20 protein-coding genes and 1 riboswitch are annotated in these 21,677 nt (G+C 73.8%); of the genes, 9 read left to right on the top strand and 11 right to left on the bottom strand.

The annotated features are described in order from the left end of the window. Nucleotides 1-89: 89 nt before the first annotated feature. Nucleotides 90-1,088: an SCO1860 family LAETG-anchored protein gene (locus ABZ567_RS00330; protein ID WP_360782613.1), complete on the top strand. Its 999-nt coding sequence runs from the start codon at nt 90-92 to the stop codon at nt 1,086-1,088. A gap of 87 nt (nt 1,089-1,175) precedes the next feature. Here ABZ567_RS00330 and cobC read toward each other — a convergent pair whose 3' ends face one another. Then, nucleotides 1,176-2,855 carry an Rv2231c family pyridoxal phosphate-dependent protein CobC gene (cobC, locus tag ABZ567_RS00325; protein ID WP_360784959.1) on the bottom strand — a complete coding sequence of 560 codons (1,680 nt, stop codon included), beginning with the start codon at nt 2,853-2,855 and terminating at the stop codon, nt 1,176-1,178. 78 nt (nt 2,856-2,933) lie between these two features. Between cobC and ABZ567_RS00320 the strand changes: the two genes are divergently transcribed. After that, a complete protein-coding gene (locus ABZ567_RS00320; RefSeq protein WP_360782610.1) occupies nt 2,934-3,662 on the top strand; it encodes a ZIP family metal transporter in 729 nt (242 codons plus the stop codon). 2 nt (nt 3,663-3,664) lie between these two features. Here ABZ567_RS00320 and ABZ567_RS00315 read toward each other — a convergent pair whose 3' ends face one another. From ABZ567_RS00315 to ABZ567_RS00285, 7 genes are all read right to left on the bottom strand, one after another. Beyond that, nucleotides 3,665-5,083, bottom strand: a complete 1,419-nt coding sequence (locus tag ABZ567_RS00315) for a cobyrinate a,c-diamide synthase (protein ID WP_360782607.1) — start codon at nt 5,081-5,083, stop codon at nt 3,665-3,667. Continuing rightward, entirely contained in the window at nt 5,077-5,685 is a 609-nt protein-coding gene (cobO, locus tag ABZ567_RS00310) for a cob(I)yrinic acid a,c-diamide adenosyltransferase (RefSeq protein ID WP_360782604.1), read from the bottom strand. The genes ABZ567_RS00315 and cobO overlap by 7 nt, the downstream gene beginning before the upstream one ends. Next, nucleotides 5,685-7,778: a putative cobaltochelatase gene (locus ABZ567_RS00305; RefSeq protein ID WP_360782601.1), complete on the bottom strand. Its 2,094-nt coding sequence runs from the start codon at nt 7,776-7,778 to the stop codon at nt 5,685-5,687. The genes cobO and ABZ567_RS00305 overlap by 1 nt, the downstream gene beginning before the upstream one ends. 199 nt (nt 7,779-7,977) lie before the next feature. Continuing rightward, nucleotides 7,978-9,510 carry a cobyric acid synthase gene (locus ABZ567_RS00300; RefSeq protein ID WP_360782598.1) on the bottom strand — a complete coding sequence of 511 codons (1,533 nt, stop codon included), beginning with the start codon at nt 9,508-9,510 and terminating at the stop codon, nt 7,978-7,980. Continuing rightward, nucleotides 9,507-10,481 carry a cobalamin biosynthesis protein gene (locus ABZ567_RS00295; RefSeq protein ID WP_360782595.1) on the bottom strand — a complete coding sequence of 325 codons (975 nt, stop codon included), beginning with the start codon at nt 10,479-10,481 and terminating at the stop codon, nt 9,507-9,509. The genes ABZ567_RS00300 and ABZ567_RS00295 overlap by 4 nt, the downstream gene beginning before the upstream one ends. A gap of 33 nt (nt 10,482-10,514) precedes the next feature. Continuing rightward, nucleotides 10,515-10,647, bottom strand: a riboswitch (cobalamin riboswitch). A 121-nt stretch (nt 10,648-10,768) separates the two neighbouring features. Then, nucleotides 10,769-10,990 (bottom strand): hypothetical protein, encoded by a 222-nt coding sequence (locus tag ABZ567_RS00290; protein ID WP_360782592.1) that lies wholly within the window; start codon nt 10,988-10,990, stop codon nt 10,769-10,771. A 12-nt stretch (nt 10,991-11,002) separates the two neighbouring features. Then, nucleotides 11,003-12,271, bottom strand: a complete 1,269-nt coding sequence (locus tag ABZ567_RS00285; protein WP_360782589.1) for an inorganic phosphate transporter — start codon at nt 12,269-12,271, stop codon at nt 11,003-11,005. A gap of 404 nt (nt 12,272-12,675) precedes the next feature. Here ABZ567_RS00285 and ABZ567_RS00280 point away from each other — a divergent pair, with 404 nt between their 5' ends. After that, nucleotides 12,676-13,803 (top strand): hypothetical protein, encoded by a 1,128-nt coding sequence (locus ABZ567_RS00280; protein ID WP_360782586.1) that lies wholly within the window; start codon nt 12,676-12,678, stop codon nt 13,801-13,803. A gap of 240 nt (nt 13,804-14,043) precedes the next feature. Beyond that, complete coding sequence (locus ABZ567_RS00275; RefSeq protein ID WP_360784958.1) at nt 14,044-15,447, top strand: hypothetical protein; 1,404 nt, start codon at nt 14,044-14,046, stop codon at nt 15,445-15,447. 31 nt (nt 15,448-15,478) lie between these two features. Here ABZ567_RS00275 and ABZ567_RS00270 read toward each other — a convergent pair whose 3' ends face one another. Together ABZ567_RS00270 and ABZ567_RS00265 are read right to left on the bottom strand one after the other, a co-directional pair. Continuing rightward, nucleotides 15,479-15,880 carry a VOC family protein gene (locus ABZ567_RS00270; RefSeq protein WP_360782583.1) on the bottom strand — a complete coding sequence of 134 codons (402 nt, stop codon included), beginning with the start codon at nt 15,878-15,880 and terminating at the stop codon, nt 15,479-15,481. 68 nt (nt 15,881-15,948) lie between these two features. Beyond that, nucleotides 15,949-16,839, bottom strand: coding sequence for a neutral zinc metallopeptidase (locus tag ABZ567_RS00265; RefSeq protein WP_360782581.1), 891 nt, complete (start codon nt 16,837-16,839; stop codon nt 15,949-15,951). Nucleotides 16,840-17,102: 263 nt separating this feature from the next. On the opposite strand from ABZ567_RS00265, the gene ABZ567_RS00260 reads away from it, so the two are divergent. From ABZ567_RS00260 to ABZ567_RS00250, 3 genes are all read left to right on the top strand, one after another. Beyond that, nucleotides 17,103-18,701: an ABC-F family ATP-binding cassette domain-containing protein gene (locus tag ABZ567_RS00260; protein ID WP_360782578.1), complete on the top strand. Its 1,599-nt coding sequence runs from the start codon at nt 17,103-17,105 to the stop codon at nt 18,699-18,701. A gap of 344 nt (nt 18,702-19,045) precedes the next feature. Then, nucleotides 19,046-19,267 (top strand): helix-turn-helix domain-containing protein, encoded by a 222-nt coding sequence (locus ABZ567_RS00255; protein WP_005477683.1) that lies wholly within the window; start codon nt 19,046-19,048, stop codon nt 19,265-19,267. Between the two features lie 128 nt (nt 19,268-19,395). Continuing rightward, the gene (locus ABZ567_RS00250; protein ID WP_360782574.1) at nt 19,396-20,196 is read left to right on the top strand and encodes an enoyl-CoA hydratase/isomerase family protein; all 801 of its coding nucleotides are present in this window, start codon (nt 19,396-19,398) and stop codon (nt 20,194-20,196) included. Between the two features lie 12 nt (nt 20,197-20,208). Here ABZ567_RS00250 and ABZ567_RS00245 read toward each other — a convergent pair whose 3' ends face one another. Then, nucleotides 20,209-20,862 (bottom strand): hypothetical protein, encoded by a 654-nt coding sequence (locus ABZ567_RS00245; protein ID WP_360782571.1) that lies wholly within the window; start codon nt 20,860-20,862, stop codon nt 20,209-20,211. A 93-nt stretch (nt 20,863-20,955) separates the two neighbouring features. Between ABZ567_RS00245 and ABZ567_RS00240 the strand changes: the two genes are divergently transcribed. Further along, the gene (locus ABZ567_RS00240; RefSeq protein WP_360782568.1) at nt 20,956-21,432 is read left to right on the top strand and encodes an Asp23/Gls24 family envelope stress response protein; all 477 of its coding nucleotides are present in this window, start codon (nt 20,956-20,958) and stop codon (nt 21,430-21,432) included. A 52-nt stretch (nt 21,433-21,484) separates the two neighbouring features. After that, entirely contained in the window at nt 21,485-21,676 is a 192-nt protein-coding gene (locus ABZ567_RS00235; RefSeq protein WP_360782565.1) for a hypothetical protein, read from the top strand. Nucleotide 21,677 lies beyond the last annotated feature (1 nt).

Here is a 21,677-nt window from a genome sequence, read left to right as displayed (position 1 = left end):
GGTGTCTCAAGTCGCCGAGGCCGCGCCGACCCACTGTCCCCGTGGTGAGCGGCCGGCGACGCCATGTCTCTTGTGGGGGTTCCACCACCGTGAACAGCAACACCTTCCGCATGCCCGTACGCCGCACGGCCGCCGCCGCGACCGTCGCCGCCCTGACCGTCGGCCCCGTGCTCCTCGGGGCCCCGACGGCGCACGCCACGGGTGACGAAGGGCGCGCCACCGCCGTCGTCCTGCGGACCGGCCTCGATGTCTCCCTCCTCGGCAAGGCGGTCCACGTGCCGCTGCGCACCTCGCTCAACGAGGTCGAGGCGCCGGAGACCGAGAGCGAGACCGCGCTCACCGTGAAGGTGCAGGGAGCCGAGGACGGCAAGCCGATCGACATCCTCGCCGCCGACGTGGCCACCTCGAAGGCCACCGTGGACGAGAAGAAGGCCGAGGGGTACGTCAACCTCGTCAAGGCGCAGGTGCACGTCCCGGGCATCCCGCTGCTCTCGCTCATCGAGGTCGAGAAGGTCACGTCCAAGGCGCTGTGCGAGGTGGGCGAGCGGCCGGTGGCCGAGTCCGCCGTCCTCGGCCATGTGACGGTCTTCGGCAAGAAGACCACCCTCTCCACGGGCGGCCGGACCCAGGTCACCGTCCCGGGCGTCGGCCAGGTCACCCTGGACCTCTCCCGCACCTCGACCACCTCCCGTACCGCCGCGGCGACGGCCCTCGAACTCAAGGTGGCGGTCGACCCGTTGAAGCTCGGCGTCGCCGAGGTCAACGGCACCGTCACGCTCGCCGAGGCGACCTGCGAGACGCCCAAGGGCCCGGCCCCGACCGAGAAGCCCACCGAGAAGCCGACCGAGCGGCCCACCCAGGAACCCAGCGAGCGGCCCTCCGAGCAGCCCACGCAGCAGCCCTCGGCCACGCCCAGCGACGCAGCCGGCATCGACACCGACAACGCCGGCGTCACGCCCGTGGAGAACCTCGCCGAGACCGGCGGCAGCTCCACCACCCCGTACATCGCGGCCGGAGCACTCGCCCTCGTCGTGGCCGGTGGCGGCGCCCTCACGCTGACCCGCTCACGCGCCCGCTCCCGAGGCTGACGGCCCGAGGGGGACGAAAAGGGGACGGGTCCGGGGAGGGCGACGGTGACGACGTCGCCCTCCCCGGACCCGCGTCCGCGTGAGCCGTCAGCCGCCCATCAGCAGAGCCTGGTCGAGGGCCTGCAGGAAGCGGTTCGTCGTCGCCCGGTCCCGCACCGCGAGCCGCAGCCAGTTCCGGTCGAGCCCCGGGAACGTGTCACCGCGGCGCGCCGCGAAGCCCAGCGACCGCAGCCGCTCCCGCACCACGTCCGCCCCGTCGATCCGGAGCAGCACGAACGGCCCTTCCGACTCCTCCACCGTCCGCACCTCGTCGAATTCGGCCAGCCCGGCGAGCAGATGGGCCCGCTCGACCCCGATCCGGTGCGCCGCGTGCTCGGCCTCCGCGAGCGCCACCCGCGACATGCACGCCTCCGCCGCCACCAGCGCCGGCGTCGACACCGGCCACAGCGGCTGCGCCCGCTCCAGGGCCGCGATCGTGTCCGGTTCGGCCAGCGCGTACCCGATCCGCAGCCCCGCGAGCCCCCAGGTCTTGGTGAGGCTGCGCAGCACGACGAGCCCCGGCACGTCGGTCCGCCCGGCCAGCGACTCGCGCTCGCCCGGCACCGCGTCCATGAAGGCCTCGTCCACCACCAGGGTCCGCCCCGGGCGGGCGAGCGCGGTGATCGATGCGGCGGGGTGCAGCACGGACGTCGGGTTCGTGGGGTTCCCGATCACCACCAGGTCGGCGTCCTCGGGGACCGCCGCCGGATCCAGCCGGAAACCGTCCTCCTCGCGCAGCAGCACCCGGCCCACCTCGTGGCCCGCGTCCCGCAGCGCGGCCTCCGGCTCCGTGAACTGGGGATGCACCACCACGGGCCGCCGCACCGGCAGCGCCCGCGCGAGCAGCACGAATGCCTCCGCCGCACCGGCCGTGAGCAGGACCCGGTTCGGCGGCAGGTCGTGCCGCTCGGCGACCGCCGCCCGCGCGGCCCGGCCGTCCGGATAGGCGGCGAGTCCGGTCAGGGAGGCGGCGATGCGCTCCCGCAGCCAGTCGGGTGGGGTGTTCGTCCTGACGTTGACCGCCAGATCGATGAGCTTGTCGTCCCGGACCTCCGCGTCACCGTGGTGGCGCAGGTCGTGGGCGTCGGTATGCGTATGCATGTCCATGGCCGCCGTCGTGTGGGGGGTGGGGATGGTGGGGGGTGAGCCGGGCTCGCCTGCGATGTACCCGTGCGCCGAGGGCAACAACCGTACGCCTGAGGCGTCTTCGTTCGGACGAAACGGGACGGAAGCGGCGAGGGCGCACGTTACGCGCCGGGTTTTCCGCTTCGGCACGAGAAGGACGACCCCGCCATGCCCGCGCGCACCCGTCCCCGTTACGCCACCCGCGCGCGCACCCGTCCCCGGCTCGGCTGCGCCACGCCCGCGCGTACCCGCCCCAGGCTCGGCTTCACCCCCCGTACGCCCCCGCGTGTCCCCGCCCGTCGCTGTCGCCCGCACCGTCGCCTCCGCGGAGGCCCCCGCCGTGCCCCCCACCGCCCCCGCCGCCAGCAGCGCCGCCGCCTCCGCCACCGACGCCGTGCCCGTCGCCGCGAGCGGCCGCGTCGACGGATGCGGTACGGGCACGACCGCGAGCTCCTGCGCCGCGAACCCCCGCACCGGTACGCCGAGAAGCGCCGCCGCCCCCGCGAGGCCCGGTTCCGCAGTCCTCGCGTCGAGCGTGGCGAGCGACCGGACGTCCGCGCGCGTCAGGCCCGCCTCCCGCAGGACCGCGTCCACCAGGGCCAGCACCTCGTCCACCGGGGCCCCCGGCCGGGCCCCGACGCCGAGGTGCGCGGACGCCCCCCGATCCGGTACCAAAGGCCCATGGCTGTGGTCGTCGCGCTCGGCGCGTTCCTCATGACGCTCTTCGGCGGCTGGGTCGCCGGGCGGGTCACCGACCGGCGCCACCTCGTCCTCGGTCTCGCCGGCGGACTCATGCTCGGCGTCGTCGGACTCGACCTCCTGCCCGAGGCACTGGAGGCCGCGGGCTCCGAGGTCTTCGGCGTCCCGGAGGCCCTGCTGCTCTTCGTCGGCGGCTTCCTCTTCGCCCACGTCGTGGAACGCCTCCTCGCCGTCCGCCGTGCGGCACACGGGGTCGGAGCCGCCGAGCGGGTCCCGCAGGTCGGCCTCACCGCGGCCGCCGCGATGGTCCTGCACAGCCTCATGGACGGCATCGCCCTCGGCGCCGCGTTCCAGATCGGCGGCGGCATGGGAGCGACCGTCGCCGTCGCCGTCATCACCCACGACTTCGCCGACGGCTTCAACACGTACACGATCACGAGCCTCTACGGGAACGCGCGCCGCAGGGCCGTCGGCATGCTCCTCGCGGACGCCCTCGCCCCGATCGTCGGCGCCGCGTCCACCCTGCTGTTCACCCTTCCGGAGGAACTTCTCGGCAGCTATCTCGGCTTCTTCGGAGGCGCCCTGCTCTATCTGGCGGCCGCCGAGATCCTGCCGGAGGCCCACCACGAACACCCGGCCCGTTCCACCCTGCTGTGCACGGTGGCGGGCGTGGCCTTCATCTGGCTCGTGGTGGGCGTCTCCGGCGGCTGACCTCACGCGACCGGACCGCCCGCGCACCGCTCGACGAACCGCGCGGCCACGTCGGGGGCCCCCGCCCAGTGGGTGTGCACGTAACTGGCGTGCACGCCTCCCTGGACGAAACCCTCGACGCGCCGCTCCGGCTGCCGCAGCCCCCAGGCGGCCTGCGCCCCGGCGCCCGGCTCGATCACCGTCCGGTGGAACTCGTGCCCCCGCATCCGCGCCCCGGTCGGAGCGAGCACGCTGTCGCTCACGGCGACGGCGTCCCGGTACCCGAGCGTCAGCCGCTCCGACATCCGCGCGTCGGCGTCGAGGACCCCGCACATCGGCCGCCCGTCCAGCGACCGCGCCAGATACAGCAGTCCGGCGCACTCGGCCGCGATCGGCGCCCCCGCGCGGGCGAGTTCGGCGACGGCCTTCCGCAAGGGCTCGTTGGCGGACAGCTCGGCCCCGTACACCTCGGGGAAGCCGCCGCCTATGACGAGCCCGCCCGTCCCCTCGGGAAGCGACACGTCCCGCAGCGGATCGAAGGTCACGACCTCGGCCCCGGCGGCGGTGAGCAGTTCGGCGTGCTCGGCGTACGAGAACGTGAAGGCGGCGCCGCCGGCGACGGCGACCCTGGGAGCGGGCGCGCGCCCGGCGACGGGAATCCCCCCGGACGCGGTCCGCGCGAGGACGGGCTCACCGGGGTCACCGGCGCGCGAACCCACGACCTCGGGCACCCACGGCTCGGCGTGCAGCTCGGGCGCCGACCGCGCGAGCGCGAGCAGCGCCTCCAGATCGCATCCGGCCCGCACCTGCTCCGCCTGCGCCGCGACGGCGGAGACCGCAGCGGCCTGCCGCTCGGCCACCGGCACGAGCCCCAGGTGCCGCGACGGAGTCGCCACGGCGGGCGCCCGCCGCAGCACCCCGAGCACCGGCACCCCGGACTCCCCGAGCGCCTCCCGCAGCAGGTGCTCGTGCCGATCGGTGGCGACCTTGTTGAGGATCACGCCCCCGATCCGCACCTCCGGGTCCCAGGACGCGAAGCCGTGCACGAGCGCCGCCACCGACCGCGACTGCGAGGACGCGTCGACGACCAGGACCACCGGCGCCCTGAGCAGTTTCGACACCTGTGCGGTGGAGGCGAGTTCGCCCTGGTCGGCGGCTCCGTCGTACAGGCCCATGACTCCTTCGACCACGGCCAGGTCGCAGCCGCGCGCGCCGTGCGCGAAGAGCGGTGCGATCAGCCCCGTACCGCACATGTAGGCGTCGAGGTTGCGGCCGGGGCGGCCGGTCGCAAGGGCGTGGTAGCCGGGGTCGATGTAGTCCGGGCCGACCTTGTGCGGGGAGACGGCCAGACCACGGCCGGCGAAGGCGGCCATCAGGCCGGTCGCGACCGTGGTCTTGCCCGCTCCCGACGACGGCGCGGCGATGACGAGACGTGCTACCACTCGACGCCCCGCTGGCCCTTCTGACCGGCGTCCATCGGGTGCTTGACCTTGGACATGTCGGTGACGAGGTCGGCGAAGTCGACGAGCTCCTGCGGCGCGTTGCGCCCGGTGATGACGACGTGCTGCTGCCCGGGACGGTCGCGCAGGACCTCCACGACCTCCTTGACGTCGATCCAGCCCCAGTGCAGCAGGTAGGCGAACTCGTCGAGGACGTAGAACCGGTACTTCTCCTCCGCGAGGTCCCGCTTGACCTGCTCCCAGCCCTCCCGGGCCTTGTCCTCGTGCGACTGCTCGCCCTCGGCGACCTCGCGCTGGATCCAGGACCAGCCCTCACCCATCTTGTTCCAGGTGACGGTGCCGCCCTTGCCGGTCTCGCCGAGCGCCTTGAGGGCGTTCTCCTCGCCGACCTTCCACTTGGCGGACTTGACGAACTGGAACACCCCGATCGGCCAGCCCTGGTTCCAGGCGCGCAGCGCCATGCCGAACGCGGCGGTCGACTTCCCCTTGCCGACGCCCGTGTGCACCATCACCAGGGCGCGGTTGCGGCGCTGGCGGGTGGTGAGACCGTCGTCGGGTACGACGGTCGGCTGTCCCTGCGGCATTAAGCGGCCCTCCTGGCAGTGGTCTTCCCGGCAGTGGTCTTCCGAATTCCCTGGACGTCCCTGACGAGGCCGGCGATGGAGTCGGCCCGCAGTTCGTCCAGGGTGACGGCGGTGCCGCCGAGTTCACGGGCGAGTTCGCCGGCGAGCCCGAGCCGCACCGGTCCCGTCTCGCAGTCCACGACGACGGACGCCGTGCCCTCGGACGCGTGCAGCCGCGCCGCGCGGCAGGCGAGCGCCACCGGGTCGGCGCCGCCGCCGGTGGCCCGCCCGTCGGTCACGACGACGAGCAGCGGGCGGCGCGAGGGGTCCCTGAGCCGCTCGACCCGCAGGACGTCATGGGCCTTGAGGAGCCCGGCCGAGAGCGGCGTACGGCCGCCGGTCGGGAGCTTCTCCAGGCGCGCGGCGGCCGCGTCCACGGACGAGGTCGGCGGCAGGGCGACCTCGGCGTCCCGGCCCCGGAAGGTGATCAGGCCGACCTTGTCGCGCCGCTGGTAGGCGTCGAGCAGCAGCGAGAGGACGGCGCCCTTGACGGCGCTCATCCGCTGCCGGGCCGCCATCGAACCGGAGGCGTCCACGGCGAACAGCACCAGGTTCCCCTCCCGTCCCTCCCGGGTCGCCTGCCGCAGGTCGTCCCGCCGCACCACGAGCCCGGGACCGGTCCGGCCGCGGGCCTTCTGGTGCGGGGCGGCGGCCTGCACGGTCGCGGCCAGGTGCAGCCTGGTCAGCGCCCCGCGCGGGCGTACGGATCCGGTCGTACGGCCGTGCTCGGTGCGGGCCCGGGAGCGGCGCCCGGCCGCGCCCTCGCCGAGACCGGGCACGCTCAGCACCTTCGTACGGAAGGGTTCGGCGGCCTTGACGGCGGCGCGCTCGCCCGCACCGGAGGGCGAGCCCTGCGGGGCGGGCGCCGGCTCCGGGGACTCCTGGGGAGCGGGTACGTCCTCGGGAGCCGGTACGTCGTCGGGCGCGGGGCCCTCGCCCTGCGGCGGAACGCCCCCGCCGGGCCCGCCGTCACCACCGTCACCGCCGTCCCCGGGACCGCCGTCACCCGGGCCGTCCGGCTCCGGGTCCTGGTCGGGCTCCTCGCCCTTGAACCGCTCCAGGGTCTCGTCGAGCTTCTCCTCGTCGAGGCCGGGCGCGTCGAAGGGCGAGCGCCGCCGCCGGTGGGGGAGGGCGAGGAGTGCGGCCTGCCGTACGTCGTCGGACGTGACGTCGGTGCGTCCCGCCCACGCGGCGAGCGCGGTCGCGGTGCGGGCCATGACGATGTCGGCGCGCATCCCGTCCACCTCGAACGCGGCGCAGGTCGCGGCGATCTGGAGCAGGACGGCGTCCCCGAGCGTCACCCGCGGCAGCAGCGCGCGGGCGGCGGCGATCCGGTCGCGCAGCTCGGCCTCCTCGCCCGCCCAGCGCGCGGCGAACGCGGCCGGGTCGTCCTCGAAGGAGAGCCGTCGCCGGACGACCTCGACCCGCTGCTCGGGCTCGCGCGACGCGGCGACCTCCACCGTGAGCCCGAACCGGTCGAGCAACTGCGGCCGCAGTTCGCCCTCTTCGGGGTTCATGGTCCCGACGAGCAGGAACCGGGCGGCATGCCGTACGGAGACGCCTTCGCGCTCGACGTAGGAGGAGCCCATGGCGGCGGCGTCGAGCAGGAGGTCGACGAGGTGGTCGTGGAGCAGGTTGACCTCGTCGACGTACAGGATGCCCCGGTGGGCGTCCGCGAGGAGCCCCGGCTCGAAGGCCTTCACGCCGTCGGCGAGCGCCCGCTCGATGTCGAGCGCACCGACGAGCCGGTCCTCGGACGCGCCGACGGGCAGCTCGACCATCCGCGCGGCCCGTGCGGCCCCGGGGGCCTCGTCGTGCGGTCCGTCGGGGCAGCCGGGGTCGGGCGAGCCCGGGTCGCAGCTGAACCGGCAGCCCGGCACGACCGGCACGGCCGGCAGCAGACCGGCGAGCGCCCGGACGGCGGTGGACTTCGCGGTCCCCTTCTCCCCCCGCACGAGGACACCGCCCACGGCGGGGCTGACGGCGTTCAGGAGCAGCGCGAGCCGCAGGTCGTCCATGCCGACGACGGCGGTGAACGGATACCGGGTGCTCATCGGGTGGTCACTCCTTCGGATCGCTGAGGTTCGCACGACGGCCCGCGGCCGCCGCCGGCGGGTGGCCGCCCACAGGGGCCACCCGCACTGTTCTCGACACGTGGTTCGGGTGATGCGGGTGAGAACCCCCGCACGCCCGGAGGCCGTACACGCCCCCGCCTACTCGCGGCCGGGCCTCCGGCCCGACTTGCCCCCGCGCTCACGGCGCCCCCGGCGGCACGAACGGCAGGCCCGCCGGGGCCCCCTCCTCGATCAGCCGCAGCAGCGCGTCCGTGTCCGCGTGCTCCTCGATCAGGTCGCCCAGCCGGTCGAGCTGTTCCTCGCGCAGCGCCCCGAACGACGTGTCCGGCGCCGGCACGAACCGCCGCCCGGCCGCCGCCGCGACCTCCCGCAGGAACGCCCGCCGGAACCCGTCGCTCTCCAGGGAGCCGTGCCAGTGGGTGCCCCAGACGGAGCCGACCCGGCAGCCGTCGAGAGCGCGTCCCGTGTCATCGGAGAAGAACGGCTCCCCGCCGTCCACCGAGGCGACCCCGTGGTGGATCTCGTACCCCTCGGCCCGTTCCCCGAGCGCCACGCCGACCGGCCGGGCGAGGGTCTTACCGGGCGCGAACCGGACCCGTACGGGCAGCAGTCCGAGCGCGTCGACGGCGCCCGCCCGCGACTCGACCTGGTCCTCGATGTGCTCGCCGAGGATCTGGAAGCCGCCACAGATCCCGAGCACGGGCAGCCCCGCGGCCGCGCGGCGGGCCAGCTCGTCCGCAAGGCCCCGCTCCCGCAGCCACGCCAGCGCCCTGACCGTGCCGCGCGTGCCGGGCACGACGACGAGGTCCGCGTCGACGAGTTCCTCGGGCCGGTCGACGAACCGGACGACCACGCCCGGCTCGGCCGCCAGCGCGTCGACGTCCGTGAAGTTGGACATCAGCGGTACGGCGCAGACGGCGACCCGCAGGATGTCCGCGCCGACCGGCGGCGCCACGACGGACTCGCGGACGGTGCCGCGCAGCGACACCCGGAGGCCGTCCTCCTCGTCGATGCCGAGCCCGTGCGCGTACGGCAGGACGCCGAAGGTCCGGCGCCCGGTCAGCCCGTGGAGCATGTCGAGCCCCGGTTCGAGCAGGGTCACGTCACCCCGGAACTTGTTCACGAGGTACCCGGCGACGAGCGACTGGTCCTCGGGGCTCAGCAGCGCCGTCGTGCCGAAGAACTGGGCGAAGACGCCGCCCCTGTCGATGTCCCCGACCACGACCACGGGCAGCCGCGCGGCCCGGGCGATGCCCATGTTGACGATGTCCGTGCGCCGCAGGTTGATCTCGGCCGGGCTGCCCGCGCCCTCGCAGATCACGGCGTCGTACATGCCCCGGAGTTCCTCCAGGCACGCCATCACCGGCTCGAACAGTTCCTTCTGCCGTCCCCCGTGATAGCCCTTCGCGCTCAGTTCCCCCACCGGCTTGCCCATCAGGACGACCTGGCTGGACCGGTCGCTGCCCGGCTTGAGCAGCACCGGGTTCATCAGCGCGGTCGGTTCGACGCGGGCGGCCTGCGCCTGCATGGCCTGGGCCCGCCCGATCTCGGCGCCCTCACGGGTCACGAAGGAGTTGAGGGACATGTTCTGTCCCTTGAACGGCGCCACCTTCAGGCCCTTGCGGACCAGCCAGCGGCAGATGCCGGCCGTCACGACGCTCTTGCCGGCGTCGGACGTGGTCCCGGCGACGAGCAGCCCCCCACCCCTCATGCGTTCCTCCGCTTCAGCGCGCTCACGATCAGCCGGCCGCCCACGCAGGCGGCCAGGGTCAGTGCGGTGACCCGGCGGGACAGCCGGACCGCCCGGTCGATGTCGGCGACCTCGACGGGCCGCCCCTCCCCGTTGAGCACCGGCCGGTGTTCGACCCGGCCGGCGTACGAGAGGGTCCCCCCGAGCCGTACGCCGAGCGCGCCCGCGAAGGACGCCTCCACGGGCCCGGCGTTGGGACTGGGGTGCTGCGGGGCGTCCGCCCGCCAGGCCCGGACGGCCCCGCGCGGGTTCCCGCCGGCGACGGTGGTGAGCGCGGCCGTCAGCCGCGCCCCGGGCCAGCCGGCGAGGTCGTCGAGCCGGGCCGAGGCCCAGCCGAAGCGGCGGTGGCGGGGGGACTTGTGGCCGACCATCGCGTCCAGGGTGTTGACGGCCCGGAAGCCGAGCAGACCGGGCACGCCCGCGACCGCGCCCCAGAAGAGGGCGCCGACCACGGCGTCGGAGGTGTTCTCGGCGACCGATTCGACGACCGCGCGTGCCATCGCCGGTCCGTCGAGGGACTGCGGGTCGCGTCCGCACAGGTGCGGCAGCCGTTCCCGGGCCACCTCCAGGTCCCCCGCGGCGAGCGCCCCGCCGATCGCGCGGGCCTCCCGGCCCAGGGTCGTACCGCCGACGACGGCCCAGACGGAGGCGGCGGTCAGGGCCACGGCGGCGGTCGGCCGGTTGCGTACGGCCCGTGCGGCGAGCGCGCCCAGGGCGGCGGTGGAGCCGACGCAGACGGCGGTGTGCAGGGCGCCCCAGCCTCGGTGGTCGTGGTGGAGGCGCTGTTCGACCGCGGCGGCCGCCCGGCCGAACGCGGCGACGGGGTGTCCACGGCGGGGGTCTCCGACGAGCAGGTCGACGGCGAGACCGGCGGCCGCTCCGTACGCGAATCGGTCCGGGGAGAGGCGGCTGGTTCTTCTGCGGCCGGGCATGGCGCATGTCCTCACTCAGGGTCCGCGCCCTGGATCGACGTGACCGGCGGCGAGAGTTCCTGACTCCCGGACCCCTTGGATCCGGTCACAGTGGCGGGACCGCGCCGGATTCGCACCGGACTTCCTCTGCTGCCGCCGTAATGGCCTCGGCAGTCCACCACGCCCCGAGAACAGCCGTCAACTCACCTTGACCTGCACCGCGTCACTGTGCGAAGCGCCACAGACACGACGGCCGGGCGGCCCGTACCCGAAGGTACGGACCGCCCGGCCGGTGTCCTGCGGGACCGTCAGACGACGATCAGGTAGATGCCGTACGCGACGGCCGTGAGGCACAGGGCGAAGCACGCGTAGGCGCCGGTGCGGGCCAGGGCGGCGGAGCCTCCCTGCGCGGCGGCCTGCTCCTGCTTGGAGAGGCCGATGATGCCGAGGGTGAAGAGGCCCACGAGGGCGACGGTCGCCACGAGGCTGACTCCGAAGACGGAGCCGAGGGCTGCCCAGTCGATCTTCATGTCGTTCGTTCCTTAGACCGTTGCGGCGGGGGCCGGGGGAGCGGCCGGGTCGGTGGGAGCCGGCGCGGGGATGGTGGTCTTGAGGTCCTCGTCCGTGACGGCGGCGACGGAACCGGCCGGCGGCGGCGGGGTGACGGCCGCCATGGCGGTGGTCACCACACCCGCGGGCTCGGCGTCGAGGTCGTCGGCGGTGACGTTGTGGTGGTCGACCGGCTTGCGGCGGGAGAGCGACCAGATGACGGCCGATCCGCCGACCAGCAGGACCGCGACGGCGGCGATGCCCCAGGGTCCCTGCTTGGTGAGGAACTCGGCACCGGCGCCGACCAGGCCCGCGGCGGGCAGGGTCAGACCCCAGGCGACGAACATCCGGGTCGCGGTCGACCAGCGGACGACCCCGCCCTTGCGGCCGAGACCGGCGCCCATCACGGCACCCGAGCAGGACTGGGTGGTGGAGAGGGAGAAGCCGAGGTGCGAGGAGGCCAGGATGACCGTCGCGGCGCTGGTCTGGGCGGCGAAGCCCTGCTGCGGCTGGAGGTCGGTGAGGCCCTTGCCCATGGTGCGGATGATGCGCCAGCCGCCGAGGTAGGTGCCAAGGGCGATCGCGACGCCGGCGGAGACGATGACCCAGAGGGGCGGGTTGGAGCCGGGGGCGACGACGCCCTGGGTGACCAGGGCCAGGGTGATGATGCCCATCGTCTTCTGGGCGTCGTTGGTGCCGTGGGCGAGGGAGACGAGACCCGCGGAGGCGATCTGGCCGACCCGGTAGCCCTTGGCGGTGTGCTTCTCGTCGGTCTTGGCACCGATCTTGTACGTCAGCCGGGTGGCCAGCATCGCGGCGAGACCGGCGACGAGCGGCGCGGCGATGGCCGGGATCAGGACCTTGGTGACGATGGTCGGACCGTTGACCGCGGACCAGCCCGCCGACATGACCGCGGCGCCGATGAGGCCGCCGAAGAGCGCGTGGGAGGAGCTGGACGGCAGGCCGAGGAGCCAGGTCAGCAGGTTCCACAGGATGGCGCCCACGAGCGCCGCGAAGATCACTTCTGTGCGAATGCCCTCTTCGTTGATGATCCCGCCGGAGATCGTCTTGGCGACCTCCACGGACAGGAACGCGCCGACGAGGTTCAGCACGGCGGACATGGCCACCGCCGTCTTCGGTTTGAGAGCGCCGGTCGAGATGGTCGTGGCCATCGCGTTCGCGGTGTCGTGGAAACCGTTCGTGAAATCGAACACGAGAGCTGTCACGACCACAATGGCGAGCAGCAGCGTGATGTGTTCCATTTACCCAGGCAATCGTTTGACGTCAGTGGCTAGCCGAACGTAGGCAACCTGAGTGAACGGAAGGTGAACTGGGTCGGGCGTTGTGGTGTCCCGATCCGGTGTCAAGGGATTCCGCTTACGGTCCGGGCGCGCGAGCCGTCCACGATGCGGGCACCCGCAACCCCGGGTAATCCCGGCTTTCACCAGGCATAGGCGACCTGCCCCGGTTCCTCCCCCGCCACCCGGTTCCGCTCCCTGGACCGCGCCACCCGACCGGGCGACCCCACGAAGGAGACCCATGTCACTCCCCGGAGTGGCCCGGAGGGGTCGCGTCACTCAACGCAGTGGCCGGAAATGATCCCTGCCTCCCCCCGCACGGGTCCGTCCGGTGGCAGCTCGGGCCCTCCCTGCCGAGACTGGGGAGCGTGCGCCCGGCTACAGCGACGGCAGCAGCCGTCACCACCCTGCTCGGTGTCGGCGCGGCCGCGGTCGCGGCCGGCCGGTACGCCAGCGACGTCGCCCTCAAGGCGCCGTCCGGACCTCCCCTGCCCGGGGACCCACGACTCACCGTGCACACCGTCGGCCCCGAGCGGATCACCCTCACCCGCAGCCTGGCCTCGCTGCGCCCCGGAACGTACGGCCTCGAAGGCCCCCGCCTCCACGCCGTCGTCGGCCCCGTCCTCGACCGGGTCCCGCACACCGCCGACACCGTCGTCCGGCGGCTGGAACGGGTCGAACTCGGGGCGCTCGGCCCCGGCGCCCGCGTCCGGTTCACCCCCCAGCTGCACCGCGGCACACCGCTCGGCGCCCTCGGGCTCGCCCACGAGGACGTCGAGATCCCCGGCGAGCTCGGCCCCCTCCCCGCCTGGCTGGTGCCCGGTCCCCGCCCGACCTGGGTGATCGCCCTGCACGGCCTCGGCACCACCCGCGAGCACCCGCTGAACGTCGTCCCCTTCTACACGCGCCGCAGGGTCCCCGTCCTCCTCCCCGCCTACCGCGGCGACGAAGGGGCGCCCGCCGTCCGGGACGGCCTGGCGCGGTTCGGCGACTCCGAGTGGCGCGACGTCGACGCGGCCATCCGCTACGCCGTCCGCCGGGGCGCGGACTCCGTCGTCCTGCACGGCTGGGGGACCGGCGCCTCCATGGCCCTGCGCGCCGCCGCCGAGTCGGGGGTGCGCGACCGGATCGCCGGCCTCGTCCTCGACTCCCCCGTCCTGGACTGGGAGGCCACCGTCCGCAACCTCGCCGCGGCCCGCCACGTCCCGGCGCCGCTGCTCCCGCTCGCCGTCCGCGCCGCCCAGGGCAGGACCGGCCCGCACGGCGATCTGCTCAGGGCCGCCTCGGCGCCCGACGCCCTGCGCGTCCCGGTCCTCCTCCTGCACGGCCCCGACGACACCATCGCCCCCTGGGAACCGTCCCTCGAACTCGCCGCCCGCCGCCCCGACCTGGTCTCGTCGCAGACCGTCCGGCACGCCCCGCACGCGGCCATGTGGAACGCGGACCCCGTCCGCTACGAGGAGTGCCTGCGCCGCTTCCTCACACCGCTCCTCTAGAACGGGCCCGGCACCGCGCCCGGAACCACCTGCGGAACCTTCCGCCGGAGCCTCCACCGGGCCCTGCACGAGGCTCCCTCCCCGCGCCCGTTCCGGCGGGCCGGTCCATTCCGATTGGGTTTTCGGGCCGTCAGCGGGAAGACTGCCCCCGTGACGTCTCGAAAGCCCGATGAACCATTGGCGCGCAACTCCAGACTCCGACTCGTCCGCCCACGGGCCCTCGCCACCGCCCGACGGGCCGTGACGACCCGGCGCACCCGCCCGGCGCCGCGGCCGCCCGAGGGCACTCCGCCCCGCGCGGAACTCGCCCGCCAGGCCCGGCAGGTCCTCGCCGACGCCGTACGGATCGCCCGCTGGGCCGCCGTCGAGCGCGGCGCCGACGCGACCCCCCGCACCGGCTCCGGGCCCGTCACCGCCCAGGAACGGGCCGCGGCCGCGCTGGACCTGACGCCCGGCCAGATCCGGGCCGGCTGGGACCGCGCCCGGCTCGCCGGGCTCGTCGAGCTCCACGGCGACACCGCCCGCCCCGGCTGGCGGCTGCACGCCTGGGATCGCGACGACTCCGCCGTACTGCGCGGCTGGGTCGCCCTCTTCGACGCCTGGTCCCTGGTCCACCCGGCTCCCGAGGGTGTCGAGCCCAGCGCCGTCGCCGAGGTCGTCGAGGCCGTCCCGCAGGTGCTCTCGCTGCTCCAGCTCTCCCAGGGCCCGGTCCTCGTCCCCGCCCTTCTCGACCTGCTCGGCCAGCGCGTGGAGGAGCTCCGCGAGGAGCGGTGCGAGGTCCCGGCCGCCGACCCGGCCCCCGAGGCCGCCGGCGCCCTCGCCGCCGACCCGGCCCCCGAGGCCGCCGGCGCCCTCGCCGCCGACCCGGCCCCCGAGGCCGCCGGCGCCCTCGCCGCCGACCACGGCACCGAGGGGCTTCCGGCCCTCCTCGACTGGGCGCTCGAAGGCCTGGCGGCCGTCGGCGCGCTCACCCTCGACGCCGGTGCGGAGGGGCGACACGCGACCCTCACCCCGCTCGGCAACTGGGCGGTCTGGGTCAAGCTGGAGCAGATCTGCGTCGCCGCGCAGAGCCCCGCCGGCAACATCGAGCAGTCCGCGGGGGACATGCTCCGCGGCTGCGCCCGGCTCACCCCCGGCCCGGCCCGCGCCGAGTACCGCGCCTGGCTTGCGGCCCGCACCCTCTCCAGCGCCGTGAGCGAACTCCTCACCGTCGCCCGGGGTGAGGACGCCCTGCTGCGCGGCCTCGCCTTCGAGGCGCTCCGGGTCGTCGGAGCCCCCGCGGAGGCCGAGGTGCGGGCCACCGTCGCCGAACCCTCGCTGCGGCCGTACGCGCTGCTCTGGCTCGCGGAGTACGAGGGCGCCGACCCCGACGACGCCCAGGAGGTCCTCACCCGCGAGGAGTCGACCTGGCTCTGGGTGGACACGGCGGCGGCCGTCGCCGACCACGGTGAGAGCGAACTCCTCGTCCGGCACCTCGACTCCGCCGTGCAGGGCACCGTCCCGGCACTGCTCGACGAGATCCGGGCGGTCGGCCACCCCCGTACCGTCCAGGTCCTGGTCGCCCTCGCCGCCGCCCACCCGGACCCGGCCCTGGCCAAGGCGGTCCGCCGGGCCGCCTTCCAGGTCCACACCGGGGGAGCGTGACCCCCGGCGCGCGCCCCCGCCCGGCGCCCGGCTACTCCGCGGCGCCGGGGGTGTACGTCCCGAAGCTCCAGATGTTGCCCTCGGCGTCCCGGGCCATGTAGTCCCGCGAGCCGTACTCCTGGTCCGTGGGCGGCATCACGATCTCGACGCCGTGGGCGACCGCCCGCGCGTGGTGCTCGTCCACGTCGTCGACGTGGACGAAGACGCCCACCGGGCCGGCGCCCGCCATCAGCTTGTCGAACTCGCTGCCGGTGCCCTTGCTGCCCAGCATCACCATGCCGTTCCCGTACGACAGCTCGGCGTGTGCGATCCGCCCGTCCTCGGCCTCGTACACGGCGGTCGCGGCGAAGCCGAAGCCCTCCGTGAGCAGGGCGATCGCCGCCTTCGCGTCCTCGTACGTCAGCGTCGGACAGATGTGGGGGGCGTCAGCCATCCCGATCACTTCCCTTCGATGCAGCCGTATGTGACCTGGGTCTCAGTCTGGCAGTCCCCGCCGACAAGTCAGCGGAAGGTGTCGCACCGGGCCATGTCACCGGTCCGGTAGCCCTCGTGGAACCACTGCTGCCGCTGGGCCGCCGAGCCGTGCGTCCAGTTCTCCGGCGTCACCCGGCCCTGGAACCGTTCCTGGATCCGGTCGTCGCCCACGGCGGCGGCCGCGTCCAGGCCGTCCCTGATGTCCGCGTCCGTCAGCGTGGTCAGCAGCGGCCGGCCCGTCCGGTCGTCGGGGGTGGTGGTGGCGTGCCGGGCCCACACGCCCGCGTAGCAGTCGGCCTGGAGCTCGACCCGCACGGCGTTGGAGTCCGCGCCGGTCCGCCCGTCCTGGGCGCGGCTCAGGGTCCCCATCAGGTTCTGCACGTGATGGCCGTACTCGTGCGCCACCACGTACGCCTGCGCGAAGGGCCCGCCGGTCGAGCCGAACGTCGTCCGCAGCTCGTCGAAGAAGCCCAGGTCCAGATAGACCTGCCGGTCCCCGGGGCAGTAGAAGGGCCCCACGGCCGAGGTCGCGGTGCCGCACGCGGTCCCGACCCGCCGGCTGAACATCACGGTGGCGGCGTTCCCGTAGGTGCCGCCACGGCGCGCGTACTCGGTCCGCCAGAAGTCCTGGAGGCTGTTGACGACGGCGACGATCCGGCAGTCGTCGCGGGTGTTGGCGTCTGAGCCCTTCCTGCAGCTCTGGTTCACCTGGGCCGCGGAGGACGAGGTCGCGACCGGCTCGTCGCCGCCGTCGGAGAGCCCGAGCTGATCGGGCCCCACCCCGAAGAGCACGCCGAGGACCAGCGCGATGAGCCCGATGACGCCGCCGCCGACGGTCGCCCTGCCGCCCGGGATGCGGCTGCTCCGGACGTCCCGTACCTCCGAGGGGTCCAGATCGGCGTCGTCGTCGAACTGCACGGTCCACCACCCTCCGCGTCACCGCCGCGGCAGAGACCGCCGCCCTGCGCCGAGTATGGAACCATCTCTCACCGATCGCCCGTTTTGTGAAGCATCGGCGGGAAGTGAGAAATCTCCGACAGCGGCCCCGTGCCCCGCGTGGCCGAAAAGCAGTTGCAGGGGCCCGTTAGACTGGCCGTATGGCCATTCTCCCCGTGCATTAGCGGCGTCGAAGCCTTCACCAGCCGTCCTTCCGCCGTTTCCCACCGCCCTGGAGTCTGTCCGTGATCACCGCTTCCGGCATCGAGCTGCGCGCCGGCGCCCGTGTCCTCATCGAGTCCGCTTCCTTCCGCGTCGCCAAGGGCGACCGCATCGGCCTCGTCGGTCGCAACGGAGCGGGCAAGACCACCCTGACCAAGTGCCTCGCGGGCGAGGGCGTCCCCGCCGGCGGCACCATCACGCGCTCCGGCGAGGTCGGCTACCTCCCGCAGGACCCGCGCACCGGCGACCTCGACGTCCTGGCCCGCGACCGGATCCTCTCCGCCCGTGGCCTCGACGTCCTCCTCAAGAAGATGCGCATGAACGAGGAGCGCATCGCCACCGGCTCCGGCGGCACCCGCGACAAGGCGATGAAGCAGTACGAGCGCCAGGAGACCGAGTTCCTGACCAAGGGCGGATACGCGGCCGAGGCCGAGGCCTCCACCATCGCCGCCGCCCTCGGCCTGCCCGACCGGGTCCTCGGCCAGCCGCTGCACACCCTCTCCGGCGGCCAGCGCCGCCGGGTCGAGCTCGCCCGGATCCTGTTCTCGGACGCCGACACGCTCCTCCTCGACGAGCCGACGAACCACCTCGACGCCGACTCCATCGTCTGGCTGCGCGACTACCTGAAGTCCTACCGCGGCGGCTTCATCGTCATCTCCCACGACGTCGACCTCGTCGAGACCGTGGTGAACAAGGTCTTCTACCTGGACGCCAACCGCTCCACGATCGACGTCTACAACATGGGCTGGAAGCTCTACCAGCAGCAGCGCGAGGCCGACGAGAAGCGCCGCAAGCGCGAGCGCCAGAACGCCGAGAAGAAGGCCGCCGCCCTCAACACGCAGGCCGACAAGATGCGCGCCAAGGCCACCAAGACCGTCGCCGCGCAGAACATGGCCAAGCGCGCCGAGCGGTTGCTCTCCGGTCTCGAGGCGGTACGCGCCTCCGACAAGGTCGCCAAGCTCCGCTTCCCCGACCCCGCGCCCTGCGGAAAGACCCCGCTGACCGCCGAGGGACTCTCCAAGTCCTACGGTTCGCTGGAGATCTTCACCGATGTGGACCTCGCCATCGACAAGGGCTCCCGCGTCGTCATCCTCGGCCTCAACGGCGCGGGCAAGACCACGCTGCTCCGGCTGCTCGCCGGGGCCGAGAAGCCCGACACCGGCGAGGTGACCCCGGGCCACGGCCTCAAGCTCGGCTACTACGCCCAGGAGCACGAGACGCTCGACCCCGAGCGCAGCGTCCTGGAGAACATGCGCTCGGCCGCGCCCGACCTGGACCTCGTCCAGGTCCGCAAGACGCTCGGCTCCTTCCTCTTCTCCGGCGACGACGTCGACAAGCCGGCCGGAGTCCTCTCCGGTGGCGAGAAGACCCGGCTCGCCCTGGCCACCCTGGTCGTCTCCTCGGCGAACGTGCTGCTCCTTGACGAGCCGACCAACAACCTGGACCCCGCGAGCCGCGAGGAGATCCTCGGGGCACTGCGCACCTACAAGGGCGCCGTCGTCCTCGTCACCCACGACGAGGGCGCGGTCGACGCGCTCGAACCGGAGCGGATCATCCTGCTCCCGGACGGCGTCGAGGACCTGTGGGGCCCGGACTACGCGGACCTGGTCGCGCTCGCCTGACCCGGACAACCCCTGGAGTGATCATGCCGGGCTGAATCATTCGGCTCATGCGTGATCCTTCATCTGAGTGAGGGCGTCTCGTACCCCCCGGCGCGGTGCTCTGCCGAATCCTTCCGGCAGACCCGCGCCGTACGTGTGCGCCGGCTGCGTCGCTGACCTGGCACTTCCCGCGCCGACGGACCCGGAGCCGCGCTTCGAGGCCACCGGAATGCGAGCTTCCGGTCGTGACGGTGCCGCACGCATCCGCAAACCCGGCGGCATGGACCTTGTCGAATGGGTGGCCAGGACGGACGGGAGGGGTGATCATGAGAAGTCCAGAGCGCACTTCCCATGAGGAGGCACGGGTGGCCGAGACTCTGAAGAAGGGCAGCCGGGTGACCGGCGCCGCGCGCGACAAGCTCGCGGCAGACCTGAAGAAGAAGTACGACTCCGGTGCGAGCATCCGGGCGCTGGCCGAGGAAACCGGCCGCTCCTACGGATTCGTCCACCGGATGCTCAGCGAGTCCGGAGTCACGCTGCGCGGACGCGGCGGAGCGACACGGGGCAAGAAGACAGCCTCGGCCTGACATCGGGGCGGCTCGACCGGCCACCGGGTCTCTCGGTGGCCACCCGGTCGGTCCCATGGCAGGCCAGGTGGTTACTGTGCAGTCACTTAGCATCGGATGCAGTGCTGCACCGGAACCGGAGGCGCCCCATGACTACGCTCGACGACTCTGAGCTCGTATTCGACAAGGACGGTGTACGGCTCACCGTCGAGGACGCCGTTGCCACGGTGACCCTGACCAATCCGGCGAGGCGCAACGCTCAGTCTCCCGCTCTGTGGCGGGCGTTGACAGAAGCCGGACGGTCGTTGCCCGGCAGCGTGCGGGTCGTCGTGCTGCGCGGCGAGGGCAAGTCCTTCTCCGCCGGACTCGACCGGCAGGCGTTCACGCCCGAGGGCTTCGACGGAGAGCCGTCCTTCCTCGATCTCGCGCGCGGCTCCGACGAGGACCTCGACGCGGTGATCGCCGAGTACCAGGAGGCCTTCACCTGGTGGCGCCGTGGCGACCTCGTGTCGATCGCGGCCGTCCAGGGCCATGCCATCGGCGCGGGCTTCCAGCTCGCCCTCGCCTGCGACCTGCGGGTCGTCGCCGAGGACGTGCAGTTCGCCATGCGCGAGACCAGCCTGGGTCTCGTCCCGGACCTGACCGGGACGCACCCGCTCGTCTCGCTCGTCGGCTACGCCCGCGCGCTCGAGATCTGCGCCACCGGTCGCTTCGTCCACGCGGAGGAGGCCGAGCGCATCGGTCTCGCCAATCTGTCCGTCCCCGCCGACGAACTCGACGCGGCGGTACGGGACCTCGGCGCCGCCCTGCTCGCGGCGCCGCGCGACGCGGTCATCGAGACCAAGGCGCTCCTCCAGGGTGCCGCCGGCCGCTCGTACGAGGAGCAGCGCATCGCCGAGCGCGCCGCCCAGGCCCGCCGCCTGCGCGACCTCGCGGGCCTCGGCGACTGACGCCCGCCCGCTCTAGCGCAGTTCCGACACCACGACCGTGACCGCGGCCTCCTGAGGGACGGCGGCGGTCACGGCCGTGCGTACGGCGCGGGCCACGTCCAGGGGACGGGCGCCGGCCGTCACGGCCAGTTCGACCCGTACCCCGTCGGGGCCCCGGCGCACCGGTGGCCCGATCGCGTCCGTCATCGCCGCGACGCCCGGCACCCCGAGCGCCGCGAGGGCCACCGGGTCGTCCGTCGCCGGAGAGGTCCGGCCAGGCGGCGGAGCGGCCGGTTCCGCCTCCGGGGGCGCCGCGTCGAGGAGCTCCGTCACCCGTAGGTCCACGGCCGCGGTCACGAGCCCCAGTTCGTCCTCGGCCGCCGCGAGCAGAGCCGCCCGGAGCGCCTCGGTGAGGCCCGGCAGCGGCTGCCCGGCCACCGCGCCGAACGAGGCGGAGACCCGCAGGCCCGCTTCCCCGGACCCGGACTCCGGTTCCGCCTCCCGGTCCGGGCCGATCCGCAGCTCGCCCGGCACCACCCCCCGTACGGCCGAGGCGGCGCGGCCCATGACCTCGCGCGCCGCCCGCTCGGTGATCCATGCCCCGTCCGCCGCCGTCCCGAGCGGCAACAGCCTGCCCGGGGCGAGGCGGTCACGTACCGCCGCGGCCCAACCGTCACTCGTCGTCATTACCCCAGCCTGCCGTATCCCTGGGGCGAGAGCGGGTAACCACCCTTAGTGTGGGCGAAGAACCCCGAAATAACCCAGAAGGGGCGAAACGCAATGACGGACACCAGTAACTTCGGCGCCACCTCCGGCGACGACTCGCGCCGTACCTCGGTCACCAAGCGCGGTGGCGGCGACCCGGCCTCCCGGGGCCGCACCACCATCGCCGACGGAGTCGTCGAGAAGATCGCCGGCCTCGCCGCCCGGGACGTCGACGGCGTCCACGCCATGGGCAGCGGCCTCTCCCGCACCTTCGGTGCCGTACGCGACCGGGTACCCGGCGGTGGCGGCGCCAAGTCGAACGCCACCCGAGGGGTGAAGGCCGAGGTCGGCGAGGTACAGACGGCGCTCGACCTGGAGATCGTGGTCGTCTACGGCGTCTCCATCGCGGACGTCGCCGGCGACGTCCGGGAGAACGTCATCAACGCCGTCGAACGCATGACGGGCCTCGAAGTCGTCGAGGTCAACATCGCGGTCAGCGACGTCAAACTGCCCGACGACGAGGAGGAGGAGCCGGAACAGCGGCTCCAGTAGCCGCTGACGGCTGGGCACAGGGGGCCGGAAGATCCTCAGGAAGGGGTCAGGAATGAGCATGGCTGTGGTTGGCCTGTTGGCCGGCATGGCGCTCGGCTTCGCCGGATACTTCGGCGGCTTCGGGGCGTTCGTGCTGGTCGCGGCATTGGGAGCCATCGGCTTCGTGGCAGGACGGTTCCTCGACGGCGACCTCGAACCGGGCGACCTGTTCCGGGGTCGCGAACGCGGCGACCGGCGGCGGTGAC

Origin of the sequence: Streptomyces sp. NPDC016459 (assembly GCF_040632845.1) — a bacterium.
Taxonomy (GTDB): Bacteria; Actinomycetota; Actinomycetes; order Streptomycetales; family Streptomycetaceae; genus Streptomyces.
Note: the sequence above shows the minus strand (reverse complement) of the source record. Positions and strands in the feature narration are given on the sequence as shown.

Excerpts from the sequence above, each read along its gene's own strand:
- ABZ567_RS00320 (WP_360782610.1), top strand. The coding sequence starts at position 2,934 with ATGGCTGTGGTCGTCGCGCTCGGCGCGTTCCTCATGACGCTCTTCGGC.
- cobO (WP_360782604.1), bottom strand. The coding sequence starts at position 5,685 with ATGCCGCAGGGACAGCCGACCGTCGTACCCGACGACGGTCTCACCACC.
- ABZ567_RS00305 (WP_360782601.1), bottom strand. The coding sequence starts at position 7,778 with ATGAGCACCCGGTATCCGTTCACCGCCGTCGTCGGCATGGACGACCTG.
- ABZ567_RS00300 (WP_360782598.1), bottom strand. The coding sequence starts at position 9,510 with ATGAGGGGTGGGGGGCTGCTCGTCGCCGGGACCACGTCCGACGCCGGC.
- ABZ567_RS00295 (WP_360782595.1), bottom strand. The coding sequence starts at position 10,481 with ATGCCCGGCCGCAGAAGAACCAGCCGCCTCTCCCCGGACCGATTCGCG.
- ABZ567_RS00290 (WP_360782592.1), bottom strand. The coding sequence starts at position 10,990 with ATGAAGATCGACTGGGCAGCCCTCGGCTCCGTCTTCGGAGTCAGCCTC.
- ABZ567_RS00285 (WP_360782589.1), bottom strand. The coding sequence starts at position 12,271 with ATGGAACACATCACGCTGCTGCTCGCCATTGTGGTCGTGACAGCTCTC.
- ABZ567_RS00270 (WP_360782583.1), bottom strand. The coding sequence starts at position 15,880 with ATGGCTGACGCCCCCCACATCTGTCCGACGCTGACGTACGAGGACGCG.
- ABZ567_RS00250 (WP_360782574.1), top strand. The coding sequence starts at position 19,396 with ATGACTACGCTCGACGACTCTGAGCTCGTATTCGACAAGGACGGTGTA.
- ABZ567_RS00245 (WP_360782571.1), bottom strand. The coding sequence starts at position 20,862 with ATGACGACGAGTGACGGTTGGGCCGCGGCGGTACGTGACCGCCTCGCC.
- ABZ567_RS00240 (WP_360782568.1), top strand. The coding sequence starts at position 20,956 with ATGACGGACACCAGTAACTTCGGCGCCACCTCCGGCGACGACTCGCGC.
- ABZ567_RS00235 (WP_360782565.1), top strand. The coding sequence starts at position 21,485 with ATGAGCATGGCTGTGGTTGGCCTGTTGGCCGGCATGGCGCTCGGCTTC.